18 protein-coding genes are annotated in these 19,267 nt (G+C 45.5%); 8 read left to right on the top strand and 10 right to left on the bottom strand.

Translation table 11 applies throughout. From position 1 onward, the window contains the following. Nucleotides 1–37 precede the first annotated feature (37 nt). Both IP485_RS08370 and IP485_RS08365 read left to right on the top strand, forming a co-directional pair. The gene (locus IP485_RS08370) at nt 38–721 is read left to right on the top strand and encodes an amino acid ABC transporter permease (protein ID WP_197176596.1); all 684 of its coding nucleotides are present in this window, start codon (nt 38–40) and stop codon (nt 719–721) included. Nucleotides 722–796: 75 nt separating this feature from the next. Further along, entirely contained in the window at nt 797–1,543 is a 747-nt protein-coding gene (locus tag IP485_RS08365) for an amino acid ABC transporter ATP-binding protein (protein WP_198326842.1), read from the top strand. Between the two features lie 102 nt (nt 1,544–1,645). Here the strand turns inward: IP485_RS08365 and IP485_RS08360 are convergent, their stop codons facing one another. The 5 genes from IP485_RS08360 to IP485_RS08340 form a co-directional block, all read right to left on the bottom strand. Beyond that, nucleotides 1,646–2,593, bottom strand: a complete 948-nt coding sequence (locus IP485_RS08360) for a DMT family transporter (RefSeq protein ID WP_198326841.1) — start codon at nt 2,591–2,593, stop codon at nt 1,646–1,648. Between the two features lie 368 nt (nt 2,594–2,961). Beyond that, complete coding sequence (locus tag IP485_RS08355; protein ID WP_198326840.1) at nt 2,962–3,705, bottom strand: lysozyme inhibitor LprI family protein; 744 nt, start codon at nt 3,703–3,705, stop codon at nt 2,962–2,964. Between the two features lie 7 nt (nt 3,706–3,712). After that, a complete protein-coding gene (locus IP485_RS08350; protein WP_194364840.1) occupies nt 3,713–4,360 on the bottom strand; it encodes an anthranilate synthase component II in 648 nt (215 codons plus the stop codon). Nucleotides 4,361–4,432: 72 nt separating this feature from the next. After that, nucleotides 4,433–5,851 (bottom strand): anthranilate synthase component I family protein, encoded by a 1,419-nt coding sequence (locus IP485_RS08345; RefSeq protein ID WP_198326839.1) that lies wholly within the window; start codon nt 5,849–5,851, stop codon nt 4,433–4,435. 87 nt (nt 5,852–5,938) lie between these two features. Continuing rightward, nucleotides 5,939–6,214, bottom strand: a complete 276-nt coding sequence (locus IP485_RS08340; RefSeq protein WP_198326838.1) for a Trp family transcriptional regulator — start codon at nt 6,212–6,214, stop codon at nt 5,939–5,941. 470 nt (nt 6,215–6,684) lie between these two features. Here IP485_RS08340 and IP485_RS08335 point away from each other — a divergent pair, with 470 nt between their 5' ends. Together IP485_RS08335 and IP485_RS08330 are read left to right on the top strand one after the other, a co-directional pair. Continuing rightward, on the top strand, nt 6,685–8,760 hold the full coding sequence (locus IP485_RS08335; protein ID WP_198326837.1) for a TonB-dependent receptor domain-containing protein: 2,076 nt from the start codon (nt 6,685–6,687) through the stop codon (nt 8,758–8,760). A 163-nt stretch (nt 8,761–8,923) separates the two neighbouring features. Next, the gene (locus tag IP485_RS08330) at nt 8,924–10,255 is read left to right on the top strand and encodes a PepSY-associated TM helix domain-containing protein (RefSeq protein ID WP_198326836.1); all 1,332 of its coding nucleotides are present in this window, start codon (nt 8,924–8,926) and stop codon (nt 10,253–10,255) included. Nucleotides 10,256–10,368: 113 nt separating this feature from the next. Here IP485_RS08330 and IP485_RS08325 read toward each other — a convergent pair whose 3' ends face one another. From IP485_RS08325 to IP485_RS08310, 4 genes are all read right to left on the bottom strand, one after another. Continuing rightward, the gene (locus tag IP485_RS08325) at nt 10,369–11,139 is read right to left on the bottom strand and encodes an ABC transporter ATP-binding protein (RefSeq protein WP_198326835.1); all 771 of its coding nucleotides are present in this window, start codon (nt 11,137–11,139) and stop codon (nt 10,369–10,371) included. Nucleotides 11,140–11,235: 96 nt separating this feature from the next. Next, a complete protein-coding gene (locus IP485_RS08320; protein ID WP_198326834.1) occupies nt 11,236–12,321 on the bottom strand; it encodes an iron chelate uptake ABC transporter family permease subunit in 1,086 nt (361 codons plus the stop codon). An 83-nt stretch (nt 12,322–12,404) separates the two neighbouring features. Further along, nucleotides 12,405–13,460, bottom strand: a complete 1,056-nt coding sequence (locus IP485_RS08315; protein ID WP_265090940.1) for an ABC transporter permease — start codon at nt 13,458–13,460, stop codon at nt 12,405–12,407. Between the two features lie 82 nt (nt 13,461–13,542). Next, nucleotides 13,543–14,595, bottom strand: coding sequence for a siderophore ABC transporter substrate-binding protein (locus tag IP485_RS08310; RefSeq protein WP_198326833.1), 1,053 nt, complete (start codon nt 14,593–14,595; stop codon nt 13,543–13,545). A 439-nt stretch (nt 14,596–15,034) separates the two neighbouring features. Here IP485_RS08310 and IP485_RS08305 point away from each other — a divergent pair, with 439 nt between their 5' ends. From IP485_RS08305 to IP485_RS08295, 3 genes are all read left to right on the top strand, one after another. Further along, nucleotides 15,035–16,006, top strand: a complete 972-nt coding sequence (locus tag IP485_RS08305; RefSeq protein ID WP_198326832.1) for a TonB family protein — start codon at nt 15,035–15,037, stop codon at nt 16,004–16,006. A 108-nt stretch (nt 16,007–16,114) separates the two neighbouring features. Then, a complete protein-coding gene (locus IP485_RS08300) occupies nt 16,115–16,804 on the top strand; it encodes a MotA/TolQ/ExbB proton channel family protein (RefSeq protein WP_198326831.1) in 690 nt (229 codons plus the stop codon). 131 nt (nt 16,805–16,935) lie between these two features. Then, entirely contained in the window at nt 16,936–17,337 is a 402-nt protein-coding gene (locus IP485_RS08295) for an ExbD/TolR family protein (RefSeq protein WP_198326830.1), read from the top strand. Nucleotides 17,338–17,523: 186 nt separating this feature from the next. On the opposite strand, the gene IP485_RS08290 is transcribed toward IP485_RS08295, so the two are convergent. Further along, the gene (locus IP485_RS08290) at nt 17,524–18,057 is read right to left on the bottom strand and encodes a DUF2799 domain-containing protein (protein ID WP_227686480.1); all 534 of its coding nucleotides are present in this window, start codon (nt 18,055–18,057) and stop codon (nt 17,524–17,526) included. Between the two features lie 400 nt (nt 18,058–18,457). On the opposite strand from IP485_RS08290, the gene IP485_RS08285 reads away from it, so the two are divergent. After that, nucleotides 18,458–19,054, top strand: a complete 597-nt coding sequence (locus IP485_RS08285; RefSeq protein ID WP_198326829.1) for a hypothetical protein — start codon at nt 18,458–18,460, stop codon at nt 19,052–19,054. Nucleotides 19,055–19,267: the final 213 nt, after the last annotated feature.

The raw sequence follows: 19,267 nt of genomic DNA, 5'->3' as shown, positions 1-19,267 counted from the left end.
CTCAATGCTGGCTGAATTATTGGCAATACTGCCATTTATGAGTCCTGATCGGGCGCAGATCGTCATCTCGTCGTTTTGGCCAATGCTCAAAGGCGGTATCTATTATTCGATACCGCTGGCACTGATCTCGTTTGTGATTGGTATGGCCATTGCGTTAGCGGTAGCATTGATTCGTATCATTCCGCGTGCCAGTTGGTACCATGAGGTCATTTATAGATTAGCCCGTGTCTATGTCTCTGCGATTCGCGGTACACCGATGCTGGTGCAGTTGTTTATTATCTTCTATGGTCTGCCAAGTGTTGGGCTCAAGCTTGATCCCTTTCCCTCAGCGATTATTGCATTTTCACTGAACATCGGTGCGTATGCATCGGAGACGGTGCGTGCCTCAATTTTATCGATTCCAAAAGGGCAGTGGGAAGCAGGCTCAACGGTTGGCTTGACGTATCTACAGACTTTTCGTCATGTGATTTTGCCGCAGGCGCTTAGAGTGTCGGTGCCGCCGTTGTCTAATACCTTCATCAGTCTGGTAAAAGACACCTCACTGGCGTCACTGGTACTCGTTACTGAGCTATTCAAACAAGCACAGATTATCACGGCACGTAACTATGAATTTATGCTGGTATATACCGAAGCGGCGATTATTTATTGGGGTATCTGTCTGTTCTTGACCTTTATCCAAGGTAAGCTTGAAACTAGGCTAGATCGTTATGTGGCAAAGTAGACCATTGCTATTGGCACAACAGGCATCACTACAACTAAGACTAGAAACACAGAGACCAGCACGACAGGAATTTTTATGATCAGAGTCACTAATATTCATAAAGCTTTTGGTGGCAACCAAGTGCTCAAAGGCATCGACTTGACCATTAATAAAGGCAAAGTGGTGGTAATATTAGGGCCTTCAGGATCTGGTAAGACCACGTTTTTGCGTTGTCTCAATGCGCTAGAGATTCCTGATCAAGGTGTGATTGCTTTTGATGATGACAGCTTGAGCGTCGACTTTGCCACTAAGCCAAGCAAAAAAACGCTATTGGCTCTACAGCGCAAATCAGGCATGGTGTTTCAGTCTTATAACTTGTTTCCACATAAGACGGCCATTGAGAATCTGATGCTTGGGCCTACTGTGGTGCAAGGGCAGAGCAAAGCACAAGCTCGTGCACAGGCATTGGTATTATTAGAGAAAGTAGGTCTGTCGGACAAAGCAGATCTCTACCCATTTCAGCTATCTGGTGGTCAGCAGCAGCGTATTGGCATTGCCCGTGCGCTGGCTATTGAGCCATCGTTACTATTGTTTGATGAGCCAACCTCTGCGCTTGATCCAGAGCTGGTACAAGATGTCCTTGAGACGATGAAGCAGCTAGCGTCTGAAGGTTGGACGATGGTAGTGGTGACGCACGAGATTAACTTTGCTCGTGACGTCGCTGATCATGTGGTACTAATCGAAGATGGTGTGGTCGTCGAAGAAGGCAGTGCCAAGCAGTTGTTTGAGCTATCAACGCATCCTCGTACGCAAGCATTTTTACAGCGTATCGAAAAACAGTAGCACCAGAGTGGTATGCTTCAACTGCTAGGTGACGTCCTAAATCATAAAAAGCCCCAATCATGTTGTCATGGTTGGGGCTTTTTTATAAAGATATCAAAAATTTTATACCTTTTGTTGTTTTCTAAACCAACGTGGCACGCGAGTCGCAGTACCGTTTAGCATGGCATTCAATAAAGCGGCCAATAGAATGAGTATCACGCCCACATACTGAATCAATGACAGGGATTGATGTAGTAATATGGTCGCAAGTGCAATGGCTGTCAACGGCTCAAAGATGGTAAAAACAGATGCGCGACTAGCAGGCAGTTTCTCCAGTGCTTTCATATATAGCCCAAATGGCACTACGGTTCCTAGCAAAGATAGCCCTAGCACATAGCCCCAAGTCATTAGCGGTAGGGTCAGTAGCTTCTCATACGTATGATACGTTTCTGGTAATAAGAGTAGCATACCAGCACTGATGATAATCGAGGTAAAAAATACCAACGGGGCAGGGTGGGCGTCATGCATCGCGCGTTTACCCAGCACACCATATAGGGAGTAGCACATCCCTGATAATAGCCCCAGTAAAATACCCCAGTTGACTTGCGCTTGCTCACCTAGCATGGTCAATCCCACACCAAACACCGCCATTAGCGCCAGTAGGGCTGATTTTTGCGTAATAGATTCATTGAGCAAGAGTGACGAAAATAATAGGCTAAAAACTGGTGCAGTATATAACAGAGCGACAGCGGGGCCTGCGCCCACATAGCTGACGGCAAAGAAATAGCAGACCGACATACCAAGCACACCTACCAAAGACTGGAATGCCAGTCCAAGCCATTGCTTGGGTCGCAATTTAACAAGATGTGGCCATAGTTTTGGGAGCATGGCTAGAATAATAAAAGCAGCCGTGACGATACGTAATATGGTCACTTGCCAGCCGCTAAAGCCGATTTGATTAAGATAGGTAGAAAATATACCCAACGTGCCCCAGCAAACAGCTGCCGTGATGATTTGAATGATGCCTATCCATGACTTTGGTGATGGCACTGCGGTATCCATGTTCGCCATATCGTTTTCTTATTATTATCTGAATAATACAATCTTTTGCAAGATTACCCGTGGTTAAAACGCGTCCAGCAATACTAAACAAACAAAAGACAGCCTTATTATAGGCTGTCTTTTGTTTGTTATTTGAGTCTAGCATGAAAATATGACTGAGTCGCTCAGAAATACTAAGGTATGCTGAAAATAGGCGATAGGCATGACTGATATTAGCTTTACAGTCAAAGAAATCTAAAACAGCTACAAGGCAGCCGACCGCAGATTGTACATATAGTACCTCTAGGGAGGGTAACACCGTAGCGGTTTAGTCGTTCGCTGACTATAGCAGAAGAACGCATCGAAATTATAAGGATTAGAAAAGTCTAGGAAACGCCCTAATCAATCCACAAAAACCACGCTTGCTCTCGGGTACTGTTTTGCTGGATAAAGCACACTTTCTCAGCTTGGGTTCTGGGCTGATGTGAGACATCTGCACCGCAGTCTTGTGAGCGCTGCTTTATCCACGCTCGCTGCTCTTGTATTAAATCGTCTGTCATCTGCTTGCCATAGAGGCGTCTGACTGCTTGGCGTGTACTAGTGTAGCTACTATTTAACGTTTGGTCGGATGTTTTATACATCGTATCAATCAGTTTGGCTTGCGAGACTAATGGCAAATACGTGCGGTTTTCTGTGTAGAGAAAAGTATCGCTATCGGTTGTCCAGTTACTGGTTATGTATAGCTCATTATTTAAGGGATCTATAAATCCGTTGAAGTCTTCACCCTTAAATGCATAGCCCTGAAACCCACAAGGGGTCACGCCATCATTACACACACTGTGCTTGGTTTTGGCAGGATAAAGCTTGACGGCATAAGGCTTGTTACCGAGTCTTTTGCCCGCCTGCTTTGTTTGAAGTAATAGCCCTACATCGGGTGCGACCAGTAGCATATTGTCACAAGTCACGCTGCCTTCTGCACAGTCTTCATAGAGATTGAGGCGCTGACCTTGAACGTCCATCCCCAATATAAAGTTTGCCTCGATAGGTGCCACTGCTGAGCTCATAACAGCCACTAGCATCAGGCTAGCAAACACCGTCATACGTGTGACTGAGCGCTTTATATTTGGGGATGTGATAGACATGATGGATTTATACCTGCATTAAAAAATTACTCAACAGACGCTTAGCACCTTCAGTGGCAAACGACTCTGGGTGAAACTGTACGCCTTGGATTGGATAGTCTTTGTGCGCCAGTCCCATAATTTCATCACCGGTCAGCGCTGACTCGTCAAAGCTCAAATCTGCACGGCTGTCATTGGCGACCACAGATGTAATCGTGAGGCAGCTCGGTATGGTATCGGCTTTTACGATTAGTGAATGATAGCGCATGATCTCAAGCTCTTGAGGCAAGTCTTTATAAATGCCTAAACCATCATGGCGAATGGAGGAGACCTTGCCATGCATCGGCACGCTAGCCCGTATCACATCGCCACCGAACACATGCGCGATGCCTTGCATGCCGAGGCACACACCCAGCAGTGGCGTCGTTTTCCCCATTACTTCGATCACTTCGGCACAGATACCAAAGTAGGCCGGATCATCGGGAGAGCCTGGGCCAGGTGAGATGATGATTCTATCGAGATTCATCGCTTGTACATCTGCTAGGGTGATCTCATTGTTGCGTTTAACGATGACGCTGGCTTCTTTATCACCGCCTAAAGTTTGTAAAATCTCGCCCACATACTGGTAGAGATTAAAGGTAAACGAGTCGTAGTTATCGATAATTAAAACATTCATGGGTCATAAACTCTTTTGTAAAAATATAGCTAGGTAAAATATGGTCAATTTACGCAGTACGTTTGGTATCAGTTATGATTGCATAAAACTATCTAGCACCACTTTCATCGCAGACAGTTTGCGTTGAATCTCTAGATACTCATCAGCTGGGTTTGAGTCGTAGACATTGCCGCCGCACGTTTGGGCATAGGCGGACTCACCGCTGATAAAGAGGCTGCGAATAGGAATGGCAAAGATACAATCACCATTAAAGTTGAACGACCCTAATGCACCGCCATAAGCGCCTCGACCATCAGGCTCTAGCTCATTGATGACTTTGATGGCTTCTACCTTGGGCGCACCTGATAAGGTGCCAGCGGGGAAGTTGCTGGCAAGCGCGCTAAACATATCCTCATCAGGATGCAAGATGCCTACGATTTCAGAGGAGATATGCTGTACGTGCGAGAAGCGTTTGATGTCCATCAGGCTACGGACTTTTACCGTGCCAAATCGTGCCACACGGCCAATATCGTTACGATGTAAATCGACCAACATATTATGCTCGGCGATTTCTTTATCATCATTGAGCAATGCGCGGGCAAGCTTACGATCTTCTATCACATCGACGCCGCGTTTGGCAGTGCCTGCGAGTGGATAGGTTTCCATTTCACCTTGACGCAAGCGGAATAGTAGTTCAGGCGAGGCACCGATGATGCACTGCTGGGCAAATTTCATAAAGTACATGTGCGGTGACGGATTGACGGCACGCAACTTTTCATAGATTGGCATTTTGTCGCCAGCGATACGATACTTAGATTTAAACCCAACCTCACACTGAAAGATACGCCCAGCGATGATGTCTTCTTTGACTTGCATGACGACATTGGCATGCTCCTCTTGGCTCATGCCATCGCCCAAAAATTCAACCGTCGGCGGCTCATAACTTGGCACTGACTCATCAAGTAACGCCTTTATTTGCTCGATGCGGTTTTCTTGTTGTTCGGTCGGATAATAAAAATAGAAGATTTCCCCCGTCATTTTATCCAGCGTCAAGCCATCTAGATACACACCAAATTTAAAGGGCTCAAAGTCGTCGCTGGCTTTTGCATTTAAGCTGGGTTCAAAGAAGTTCACGCAGTCATAGCCCAAGTAACCGACTAGGCCACCGCTTTGATCGCGAGCGATGACATGCTGTGGCGTGATGCTACGCAGCAGCTGATAAGGGTTATCAGTTTGGTACTGCTCGGTTTGAGCCGTTTTATTGTCAGTGATGACAAGCGTGGTGCGGTCTAGTGCTGCAATGGTCATGACAGGATCAAAGCCAATGGCATGATGGCGTGAGATATGGCTGTCTTCGCCTAATGATTCAAGCAAATAACAGGTGTCAAAAGCGCGCTCAATGCGTTTAAAAAGCGCAAAAAAATCAATGTCTTGTGTGAGCTTGATACGCTTTGGCTTGCTCGGAATATCGATAGGAGCAGGTTGGGTATGCTGATAGGTACTAGAGGTCATAACAAAGTCCAAAATTCATCAAATGTGTGTCGATTAATAAGTAAGATAATAGTTAGTAAAAGGATAGAGAATATCGCAAGCAGTGGCTTAAGAGCAGTCTCTATGGGTGGCCAATAACGCGCTGACGTCATGGCTTTGCATGGCCTTAGCACCGCGTGAGACAGTTGCAATACCTACGCCTAGCTGCTCAGAGATATCACGTTGGGTGATACCGCGACCAAGCAAGTCAAATATCCGGATACGATTGGCGATGTCGTGCTGCTCTTTATCGGTCAGCAAGGCACTGAGTAGCTTGTCGATATCTGCGCCATTAGTACAGTTCGTCAAATGTTTCACTAAGCTCTGATAAGGATCGGTAGTCATAATAGGTAATCTTAGCCAAAGAAAGTAGATAAGTCGCTCATCGAGCAATTTTTCGCTGAGAACTATCTTGTTTCAGTATTCTAGTACAGTAGTACAAGAAAAACAAGTGCCTGACCTTATCACTATTACTTATCAAAATAATTTCTATTTTCTCTCTTCAGTCCAATCTAAGCTGGTCGTCGGTTTAACGGTCAATAACCCCATATTGACAGTAACCAAGATGCTTAATTTCACGTTAATGGTTGGCCCGCATCATTCGTGCAAATTTTTTATATTAATTATTGCCAAATTGTTAATACTTCGTTATGATGCCTCACTAATTAAATGCTAATCATTATCATTAACATTAATAATGTTATTCGCGTAGCGAGCTTGGACATATCAAAACCAAGTCGCTTAAAGGGCAGTGTTATAAGAGACCGTTTATCGACGGCTTTAAAAATTCTAATAGTAAATAAAGTGAGTGTGTTATGCGCGAAGTAAAGTTATCTAGTCAGTTGACCGTATTGTCTCTAGGGGTAGCCGCCGTATTGTGGACGCAGGCTGCCAGTGCTGCGACGGCAGCAGATATGCCAAATGCAACGTTGCAGACCATTACTGTGACTGCCAATAGCTCTGTACGTAATAATGTACAAGAAGACTCTGTCTATATAGATGACTATACGCCAGCGGCACAAGCGAGCCATTTGAGCGACTTTTTAAACGTGGTACCAGGCGTAGGTGTGGGCGGTACGTCATCGGTCAATCAACGCATCCGTGTGCGTGGACTCGATGACACCAACCTAAAAGTAACGATTGATGGTGCCCGCCAAGAAGGCGCGTTGTTCTACCATATGGGTGATGTCACTATTGATCCCGACTTGCTAAAACAAGCTGAAGTATCAGTGGGTAATAACTCAGTGACGCTAGGCAACGATGCCATCGGCGGCGCGGTTGCTTTTGAAACGGTCGATGCAGCTGACTTACTCAAGCCCGGTCAAAAAGTAGGTGCTAAGCTTCATACAGGTTATGCTAGTAACAACGATGAGCTGCTAACCTCAGCCACTGTCTATGGCGCACCGGCAGAAAATGTGGATCTATTGGCTTATTATAGTAAGCGTGATGCCAATGCTGGCGAAGATGGCAAAGGCCGTGATATTCAAACACAAGATAGTGAAGGCGAAAACTTCCTATTGAAAGCGGGCGCTTATATAGCTGATGACCATCATGTAGGCGCAAGCTTTAGCCGTACTGAAAACAAAGGGTTATTCCCACTACGTCCAGATTTCCCAGCAGATGCTGGCTGGAACCCAATCATTCCGCAAGAAGTCAAACGTGACACTTACGCGCTTGACTACAATTACAAACCTACCAACCAGTTGGTCAATGTAGATGCCAATGTCTATCAGACAAGCACACAGATTCTGCGTAACTCTGATGGTATACCTGGGTTTGAATTTGATGCAGAAGTCAAAACCACAGGCGGCAAAGTACAAAACACCAGTGTTATCGATAGCAGCATCATTAATGGCGTATCAGGCAGCCATAAGCTAATCGCTGGCGTTGAGCATTACAAAAAAGAATCTGAGATGACGCGTGACTTTGGTGCGACCAGTACCGATGAGGCAACCAATACCTCAGTCTATCTAGAAGACCAATGGCAAATGGGCAAGCTCAGCTTAACGCCGGGCGTTCGTTATGACCGTTACGAGTCTCCTGAGTATGTGTCAGCGGGCAAAACGTATGACAATGTCGTTGGCGCACTGGCTGCCAGCTATGAGATTGCACCGCGCACCCAATTATTTGCAAGCTATACGCAACTGTTTAATGGTCCAGATCTCAGCCAAACCATCTTTAATACCGATGGCGCTGGTACGTATGTCAATGACGATCTAAAAGCAGAAGAAGGTGACAATGCAGAAGTCGGTATTGCCACAACGCTGCGTGGTCTGACCATGGCAGACGACTCTCTTAAGTTGAGCGGTAAGTACTTTGAAACCAATATCGAAAACTATATTGAGTTTGTACGTGCCGGTAGTGGCCGAGTCGGCTTGGATTGTGCAACAGGAGAGCTCAATGGTAGCTGTCAGGGTGTCATTAATAATGACGAAGATTTCAAGATTAAAGGTGTAGAGCTGTCAGCTGATTATCGAGCAGATAAGTTCAACATGGGTCTAAGCTATGCTCGTGCACGTAGCAAAGGCGAAGACACGGGCTATAACATATCTTCTGTCAGTGGTAGTAGCTCTGAGTCTGGTGACAAATATATGGTCAACCTTGGCTATGCACCAACTGAAACCACTGAGCTTGGCTGGCGCAGTACTTATGTGGCCGCTGTAACACCGAATACCGCTAGTGATGACAACGAAAAACCAAGCTATGATGTGCATGATATCTTTATGACCTACACGCCAACGCAAGTTGAAGGTATAAAAGCCACGCTAGGTGTATACAATATCTTTGATGAGACGTATGCGAGCCATGCGTCACGCAACTCTATCGATGATGCCTATACTGATTTTGAAATGGGACGTAATATTAAAACGTCTTTAACTTATCAGTTCTAATCTAGCTTCTCTAGTTTAAGTCCAATCGTATTTATCAAGTCAGCTGTCTTTACATGGGAGCTGGCTTTTTATTGCCTATTAGCTTTTAAAGTGGCTACAACAGCGATGAAATGCCAACTTATAAGCACCTACTAAAACAACATATGACAAAGAACCAAGACTAATGATTTCATTCAATCCTCGTCAAACCTGCCTATGGATTCACCGTTATACAGGGCTTGCTATGGCAGCCTTTTTAATCATTGCCAGTATTACAGGTACTTTACTGGCTTTTCATGATGAGCTCGATGATGTGTTCAATCATAAGCTGGCTCATATAGAATCACAAAACACGCCGGTATTCTCCATCGCTGAGCTTCATGACAAGGTAATGACGACCTATCCAGAGCATAAGTTCTCAAGTATGCCAACGTCGATCACAGCGGATAAGTCCGTTGTGTTTTCGGTTGACCGAAGCCGAGGTGATAATAAGAATACGGCCAAACCATCCTTTCAAGAGGTGTATGTCAATCCCCATACCAGTGCCATCATCGGTACTCGTGATAAAGAGGCGTGGGCATGGCACAACACGATGTGGAAAGTGTTTTGGTTACATCGTGAGTTATTGCTCGGGGATATTGGTAAATGGATATTGGGCATTGTTTCAGTGGTCTGGACGATCAATTGTTTCATTGGTTTTTATCTAACCTTCCCGCGAGCAGTCAAACTACATAAAACCAAAATAGCCTCTGGCAAAAAGCGCGCCTCGTTTTTGAAGCGTTGGCTGCCTGCATGGAAAATCCGCCGCAAAACCAATCTCTTTAAGCTCAACTATGATCTGCATCATGCCTTTGGGCTATGGTTATGGCTCATGCTGTTTGTCATTGCGTGGTCGAGTGTCGGGTTTAACTTGCAAGCGGTCTATCAGCCAGTGATGCAAGCGGTGGTCGGACTGACACCAAGAGAGGGAAAACCTGCCAAACCTGAGTCAGATAACGCTTCAAAACGAGAAGGTCGAGCAGATAGAACGGCACATTCAAATGCGGCCACTAATGATCGCTTAAATGATACGGATGTAAGTACTCAAGTAGTCAATAAGACCAATAGCATTGCCTATCTAAGCGCGCAAGCCGATAGTGCCGCACAGCAAAATGGCGTGTCGGTGCAGCAGCTATTGGGTATCCGCTGGGTCGAAGAAGACAAGCAATGGCAGATGCGTTTCAAAACAAACAGAGATATTGGCAAAAAAGGCGGCGCGTCTTCTATCACTGTTGATGCGGTAACAGGCACTGTCGAGCGCGTTAATTTTGGTCATCAAGCTGCCTTTGGTAATAAAGCAGACCAATGGCTCTCCACCTTGCATATGGGGCATATCGGTCAAGGTTGGGGACATCGATTGTACCAAGTGTTCTTGGCAATGATTGGTCTGGCGGTGGCGGTACTATCAGGGACGGGCGTCTATCTATGGTGGAAAGGTCGACAGCAACGGCTAAGAACATTGCAAAAGCTGAGGTAAATACTATCGTTGAGATATAAGTTCAATGTGCTCAATATGTTGCTGGTGCAAAGGTACTGGCAATATACTGAGTTTTTTTATCATTGAGCAATTTCATTTAAAAGCAGTAGCCATTAAACCGCATCAACAATCACAGGGCGACCTTGATGGCTCAGGACAGTGACATCGACGTTGTACAGATCTTTCATCGTCTGCTTAGTGATGACATCAGCAGGGCGACCCACGGCCATCACTTGTCCTGCTTTCATCGTAACCACTGTATCCGCAAACTGTGCCGCTTGGTTGATATCGTGTAGGACAATTACCACGGTTTTTTGCTGACTATGGCTCAGCTCGCGCAGCTCACGCATCAGGCGACCTGCATGGTACATGTCTAGATTATTCAGGGGTTCATCGAGCAATAGATAGGGTGTATCTTGGCAGACAATCATAGCAATCAATACGCGCTGACGCTGACCACCCGATAGCGTTGACAAGAAGCGCTCTGCAAGTGGCTCAAGCTCAAAGCGTTCAAGTATCTCCTGCACTTTTTGCTGATCGTCTGCGGTTGGTTGCCCTTGATGATAAGGATAACGCCCAAACATCAGCAGCTCGTGTACACGCAGTCGCCCTTGTACTTGGTTGTCTTGTCCGAGCATGGCGACTGTTTTGGCCAATGTCCGTGCCTGACAGCTGACAATATCACGTTCCTCATTATCTACAGCGAAGCTCACTTGCCCAGATTGTAGCGGTTGCAGGCGAGCCATGACCGAAAACAACGTTGATTTGCCCGCACCATTAGGCCCAATCAACGCAATCACTTGGGCAGGTGGCAGAGACAATGTGATGTCATGCAAGATTTGTTGTTTACCAATATGATGCGAGATGTTGTTCAATGTAATCATAGGGAGTCTTATCTCAAAAGTCTGATCTTAAAAATCTTATAAATGACGCAAAGTAGCTTTCATCTAAGCGATAGTTTTTTTAGCAGTGACACGCAGTTATAAAGAGCGACGTTGAGACATAAAAATCAATACCAAGAACATCAATCCGCCCGCTAACTCTATCACCACTGATAGTACACCTGCCATGTCGAGTACTTGCTCAAAGATCGTCTGACCCAGCACTAAGCAAATCATAGCGACCAAGCTGACCAATATCAGTCGTTCACTATGATACATATGGCGAGCCATACGATTGGTCAAGGCACAGACCAATAGACCAAAGAAGGTCACTGGCCCAACCAATGCAGTGGCCGTAGCGACCAACACCGCAATAACGGTTAACAAGCCAAATGCCAGTTGCTGATAGTTGATACCAAGGTTGATCGCTTGCGCTTGTCCGAGCATCAATACATCGCACTGGTAACGCCAGCGCCACACAAATATCGCAGTGATGGCACAGATAAATAAGCTGATGCCTAGTAGCTGAGGGTTGACCGTATTGAACTGTGCATAGCTGGCAGATTGCACCACCACAAAATCATCAGGATTAATCAGCCGTGCAATGAGTGCAGACAAACTGCGAAATAACACGCCAAAGATAACACCCACCAGTATCAAGCGCGTCAAATCCTGACTGCTTTTAGAAAATAGTAGCTTAAATAACAATAGAGATGCCCCAAACATTAAGGCAATCTCTAGCGTGAATTTGGCAATAGGATCGAGAATGGTAAAGCTAATCGCACCTAAAAAGAAGACCAGCAAGCTCTGCAACAGAACATAGAGCGAATCAAACCCAAGTAGGGAAGGGGTGAGAATTGGGTTGTGGGTCAACGTCTGAAACAGTAAGGTCGACACACCAATCGCATAGCCAACCACCATCAGTGCCAGCAGTTTTTTGCCGCGCAGTGGCAGCGCAAAGTCCCAATAACCATTGACATTAAGTGTCATAAACAAGGTCATCGAGATAAGTAGAATAATAGCTGCTATGGATTTTGGATGGGCAGCTATCCATGCCCAAAGCTTTGCCAACTGACCTTGTGCAGCGGCTGAATACTGACCGTCTGCTGAAGATGAGTTATCTATCGCTGTGCTAGTGTTGGTAGTACCAGTCTTGGTAGAAGTCAGCTTAGTCGGTGAGAACATACAAAAATCCTATGGTGCCAAGCTCTAGTAAAGCCAAAAATGAACGATGGTAAGTGAGCCTTAAAAGGTTGACACTCATGATGCTACTGCTCAGAGGGCGCTCGCAATAACAGCCATAAAAACAGCACCGTACCAACCACACCAAAAATAGTGGCGACCGGCACTTCAAACGGATAGCGAATAGAGCGCCCGATAATATCGCACAGTAATACAGCTGAAGCACCCAGTAGCGCGACTGCTGGCAAGCTGCGACGTAACTTGTCACCCATCAATCGGCTCACGATGTTTGGCACGACCAAACCAATAAAAGGAATCATACCCACAGTCACGACGACGACCGCGCTCATCATGGCGACCATACCTACGCCAATCCAAGTGACCTGACGCTTACTGATACCTAGGTTCAATGCGATATTGTCACCCAAACCGACGATGGTCAGCTTGTCGGCAATGATATAGGCCAATACGCACAGCGCGCCCGTCAGCCATAACAGCTCATAGCGCCCTGCCAATACGCCCGAAAAATCCCCAAACTGCCAAACACTCAGCATCTGCAGTGATTCAGTTTGATAGGCGATAAAGGTAGTGACTGCTTCGATAATGCCGCCAAAAACAATGCCAATCAGTGGAATCATCAAAAAATCAGTAGGCGGTATGCGGTGAATCAGTAGCATAAATAGCATCATGCCAAAGACGGCAGCGATGGTTGCCACGCCCATTTTGACAATGAGCGCACTGGCAGGAAACAGCAGACTGACCACCAGCAAACCAAGTGCAGCGCTTTGAGTCGCACCAACCATGGATGGCTCTACAAAGCGGTTTTTGAGCACCACCTGAATAATCATCCCAGCCACTGCCATCGCAATGCCAGTCAAAATAATAGCGATGGTGCGCGGTATGCGGCTGACCAATAGCAGTGAGCTATCGGAATTTGCACTCTGAGTCAGAAGGCTCTGCACGATACCTGACCACGAAAAGTCAGCCACACCAATAGATAAGCTCAATAACACCAAAAGCCCCATAACAATGAGGCTTGCTGTATTGATTAACCATGGCGGTATGACGTTACGTCGATATTTATGGTCTAGAGACTTGCTGGGGTTGATCCCAGCATGAGTACGGTGTGAAAATAACGACATAATCTCTACTGGCTTAAAAATGAGCAGTGTTAAGGGTAATAATTATCTACTTTTACAACAATCGTTTGTATAAGCAACGACATTATTTAGCGCTAGTAAATGCGCCCTTAATCGTCGTTAGATCCTGTATCCATTGATAGTAGCCGCCAAATGCTAAGTAAGAGTCTGGGCTAAGATAAACCACTTGCTGCTTGCTCCATGCATTGGTCTGAGCAACCAATGGATTGTCTAATACGGCCTTGGCACCAATACCGTCTTCACCAATCGCGGCACTGCGGTCAATGACAAATAACCAATCTGGATTGGCTTTTTGGATGTACTCAAACGATATTGGCTGACCATGAGGGGCATCGGCAATTTTGTCATCTGCCATTGGTACGCCCAGCACAGTATGGATAAAGCCATAGCGAGACTTGTCACCATAGGCTGACATTTTATTGCCATTGACCATGACGACTAGGCCAGTACCTTTATTGTCTTTCGTCAGACTTTTGGTTTCAGTGATGAGTCCATCGATGTTCTGTTGTAGCTTAGCTGCTTGATCGCTTTTACCGAACAGCGCACCTAGGTCATGCAAACGCTGTTTACTTGACTCATAGATGTTTGCCGTATCAATGCTCATGTCTAATGTCGGCGCGATACTTGATAGCTCGTTGTACTTTTCTGCCATACGCGAACCGACCAAGATAACTTGTGGCTGCATGGCATTCAACGCTTCAAGATCTGGCTCAAACACAGTACCTACTTCTTTTGGATCAGGCTGTGTTTCTGAGTGTAGATTCTTTAGTAGTAGGCCACCAGGCGTGCCATCGACCGCCACATCAAGCGCTGCCAAATCTTGCATCAAGCTCATATCATAAACCACGAGTGGCGATGGATTGATTGCGAGATCGACATCTCCTTTTACTGTATCAATCGTGATTTTTTCAGCAGAGACGGCATCGTTATTGGCCACGTTCACGGACTCATTAGCCGTTGGATTTTCGGTTTTGGCGTCTGCTGGCTCAGAATCGTTAGATTCAGGTGAGCTACATCCTGCCACTACAGTAGCTAACAACGCTGTCATAGCAGCAGTCAGTAATGGGCGTTTGAAAAAAGGCGTGATAGATTGGCTAGATGATCGGGTAGTAGGCATAGTAAACTCGGTGTATCGAAAAATGTGTGAGCAATATTTTATGGCGTGTCTTCAATTTGAAAATAGTCATAAAAATGGCAATTAACTTTGGATTTTTTATGCTGCGTATTTTTAGCAGAACCGCATGAGCAGATCAGACAGCCGTCATGATAAAGTAGTTGAGACTCATTATCAATATAAATGATAATGGTTTTTATTAACAGTACTTGTTATATTGAGCACAACGTATCATTTGATGAAAAAATAAGGTTTATAGTAGTGAAATATAAAAGTAGGTAACGTCCATAGAAATGAGCGTTGCGATAGACAAAACTACTAAGCAATATCACTTGTCAGAGGTGTATTAAGTAGAGAAATATTATAAATTATTATTGATAATAATTATCGTTTGCATTATTATCTACGCCATTCTACTCTGAGTAATAAACATTAGGCTGTTATGAGTTCAACGGATTTAGACGCGCCACCACTTAGCTCAATACTGCTCGCTGTGATAGTCGTCATAGGACTACATGTGCTTACAGCGGTTGCCTTGGTGGCGATCAAAACACCTAAGCCAATACCTGAACCCCCAAAAAATACGCCACCTGTTGAGATACAGTTTGTGACGCTACCTGCTAAGACTGAGTCGCCTAAAACCCAAGTACAGGCAGAAAAACTACCAGCACCTGCCAAAAAAGAAGCGCCACCACCGTTAAAGTCTCAACCAAAACAGCCACAAAAGACAGAGCCAGAACCTAAAAAACCTACTAAGACGCCCAAGACACTAGAGAAACCGGCAGAGTCTGTCGTAAAAAAACCAAAACCTAAAACGCTGCCTGTAATCGCTAAAGAACAGACACCATTTGAAACCAAGCAAAAACCAATATTGCCCAAACCAGAGGCCGATACGTCAGCCGCTGATGAGCAGCGCAGACTTACTGAGGCGCAAGCCAAAAAATCAGAACTAGAAGCGCATGCTAAAGCCGATCAAGAAGCAAAAAGAGTGGCGGATGCCAAAGCAGAAGCCCAAGCAAAAGCCGCTAGAGAAGCAGCTGCAGCTAAGGCGACAAAAGATGCCGCGGCAGCCGCACAGGCTAGAGCCGCCGCTGAGGCAGCCGCGCAAAGTGATGAGCCGGTCAGTTTCACCGCCACTTCAGCTAACTGGGCCTCTGCGCCAAACCTCAGCTTCCCTGATCGTGCTGCCCGTCGTGCACGCTCAGGCGATACGCTCAATGTGGTGTTGGTATTGCGAGTCAACAAGCAAGGCGGTATCGATAGTGTGCGAGTGGCCACCTCTTCGGGTAATCCATTACTAGATAAAGAAGCCCAGCGTCAAGTGCGATCAGGCAAGTTCAAACCTTTTACTAATAAGAATGGTGCACCTGTGGTAGGCAATGTGACCCTGCCTATCAGCTATACCGTTCCTTAAATAGTTATATTTTATAACAACGTATGTACCAATAATCTTTCATAATCAGTCTAGACATGATGCTCGCTACGGTAGCATTTGATTGTACAAAACATTAAGGAGTCTGAAATGGACTTTATGCAATACTGGCAGATCAGCGACATGGTGACAAAAACGTTGTTCTTTTTGTTGCTTGCGTTATCTATTCTCTCTTGGGTGACAGGTATCGTCCGCGTATTGCAAAGCCGTAAATTGGCGGCTAACGTGGCAGATGATTTAAGTCATCAGCTGCAGGCTAGACAGCAGGATTTGATAGGTTCTGATGCTGCCACTCGCCGTCTGGTCACTGAGCAGACTTTACTAAAGCACATCGGTCGCTATCGTTTTGCGAGCGAGCGCGGTCTACCTATTCTGGGTACGACAGCAGCGATTGCACCTTTCATTGGCTTGTTTGGTACTGTATGGGGTATTTTCCATGCCTTGCACAATATCGGCATGAGCGGGCAGGCAGGACTAGGACAAGTGGCGGGGCCTGTGGGTGAAGCACTGATTATGACAGGACTTGGTATTGCTGTTGCCATTCCAGCCGTGGTGTTTTATAACCTTGCAGTACGTATCAATCGCCGCATCATGTATCAGGCCAATGATAGAGCGCATGATTTATTGGCACAATCGACTGGCCTAGCGGGCACAGCATCATCTGCGGTCAATAATTCTGCTAACGCTGCACCAGTATCTGCTGCAAAGTCTATGAGCTCATCAGCGTCAGATACTCAAAACACGAGCCATTATAGTAACGCCGTATCAAAGCAGCTGTAACAGGCACCGATAAGTATAGCTACACGCGCTAAAGTAGTGAATCGATAGATAAGCCAAGGTATCAGTCAGCGTATGAGTATAACTGAGCTATTTTGGCTATATAAAAAGAACCAACAGCATTGAGAGTAATTATGGCATTTCAACTGGGTGATGATGATGTACGCAGCATGGATGAGATGAACCTTATTCCGCTGATCGATATCATGCTGGTATTGATGATTATCTTTTTATTGACAGCAACCGTGCTGAATCCAACAGTACCTTTAGATCTGCCAGAGACCAGTGCGTCGGTGAACGAGACACCGCCAGAAGCCATTCAGATCAGCATTGATAAAGATGCAGGAATATTTTGGGACAGTGATCCCATCAGTATGGAAGAGCTAGAGACGCGCTTGCAACAGCAAGGGGCTGCTGGCAAAGACCCTTCTGTACAACTGCGTGCGGATAAAGAAGGTAAGTACGACATGGTGGCTCAAGTGTTGGCAGCAGCCAGTCAAGCGGGACTGAGCAAGATAGCTTTTGTCAATGAGTAACCTTTGTTAATGAGTAATACGGCTCTATAAAATGTATGGTTTTTGACATGATTGCCATAAGAGGTTTGCTAGATAGCCAACCACCGAGATGGTAGCTAATATAACGATAAAATAAAAATAATAAAATGCTTTTTAACCTCACTAAGTACTTAAACCTCAAATTAAGTACTCAGTGGGGTTTTCTTTTTACCAGCCATACCGATATGGCCGATAACCCAAACCTAGATGCCCGTAGCCAAAGGGATAAGGCGAGCGCAAGTAATCGAGATCGCGCTGACGGATATAATAGTAGCGTCCTTGAGAGTACGCTTCTTCTAATTTCTCGATACCTTCTAGTGGGCAAACAGGCTGCCACTCATATCCTTCACGGCCTATTTTATAGGCATTGAGCTCGGTGCAGTAGTTTTTGAGCCCTAGCTGACGACCTTGTTCCCACTGGATGCGATTGGGTGTTGCACCGCCTATGCTAGCGCAGCTGTTGGCATAGTGCCCAAAATATGCCCCTGAGCGACCAGTACTACCATCTGCATGACCGACTTCTTGCCAGTTACTACTTTGACACTGCTGCGGAGTGAGGCTTTGAGTGGTGGCACAGCCCGAGATTGCCAGCACGACTAAGCCCAGTAATGACAGACTGAAGCTGGATCTACTCATGAGCTTGCTTGTTAGCTTGCGAGCGTTATGATTGCTCGATGAGTTTGGCTTGATAAGATAATTCATAATAAACCTGCGCGCGTTTAAAATTATGGTTTATCATAGCACTTTTTTGAGTAGACAAGTTTTTGTCAGCTTTTATCACAGGGTTGTCTATACGCGTTAACTATATGATTTAACAGTGTAATGAATGAGTTGATAGTGCGTCGCAATGCCAGTTATTGGGTGCTTATTAATAAGGACTGCTTGATTTTTAAAGGTTTGCGCTCATTATAAGTCTTTATGGATATAGAGGCGGCAGTTATAAGTCGCGATATTGTATAGTCAATCCTCTATAACAGCGTTAACCTCGGTCGAAGTATCACAGTTACCTCTGCACTCGGTTGACCTGACGCTCTTTTAAACTGAGTTAACTATATTTAAGCTGTATAGCATCATTTTCATTTCGTCAAAAGGTCAGACCGTTATGGGCACGTTGATTGGCATTATCATTGTACTATTTGTATTAGGGAGTATGATGGCGCTCAAACCTAACGGTATCGATCAGCGCTTGGATAAGCTGCGTATGACCGCGCGCCGTCTACAGCTCAATCCAAAGCTGGTCGGTTGTCCTGATTGGATAAAAGGTCGGGACAATGAATATGGCCGCGGCATGCTGGGTCAGTATTGCCTTGTATTAGATGGTATCAAACTGCCGCACACACGTTATCAGGTCATCGATGGCCAATGGCGACCGGACAGCAGTTTTGTGGATACAAGCTCAGAGGACAAGACGCTGACCATTCCAAGCGCCATTCGCTCAAGCCATATCACTACCACAGCAGCGGTCAATAAGACCCAATTTATCTTGGATAAAACCCCTCTTGATCTGCCTGTGAGTATTGAGCCATTTGTCAAAGGCATGTTGACCAAGGCCAATAGCATTATTATTTATTGGGAAGACATCGCTTATGTTCGCCCACTGAGCAACCCTGCCTATCATCATACATTGATTGAAAGGGATCTACTGGCGCTCAAAGCCAATTTGGAAAAATGGGCGTTAGAGATGCAGCAGCAATCATAACGTTGCCCATGCATTTTCTATCTGCATTGAACGGCAATAACTCAGCGCTTGGTCATATGTTAATTATTTAAAGTTGACATTTTCACGCTTAGCAGTGTAACTTCTTTATAACTATATCTTTATTTTATGGTTATTATTTGTTTTATAACCTTTTTTATCAGTAACTATTACTACTATAAATCACTGAACCAAGAGTATCAGTATTCATAAATT

It is taken from the genome of Psychrobacter sp. NG27 (assembly GCF_016106655.1).
In the GTDB taxonomy this organism is placed as follows: Bacteria; Pseudomonadota; Gammaproteobacteria; order Pseudomonadales; family Moraxellaceae; genus Psychrobacter.
This window is presented reverse-complemented; position numbering and strand designations above follow the sequence as displayed.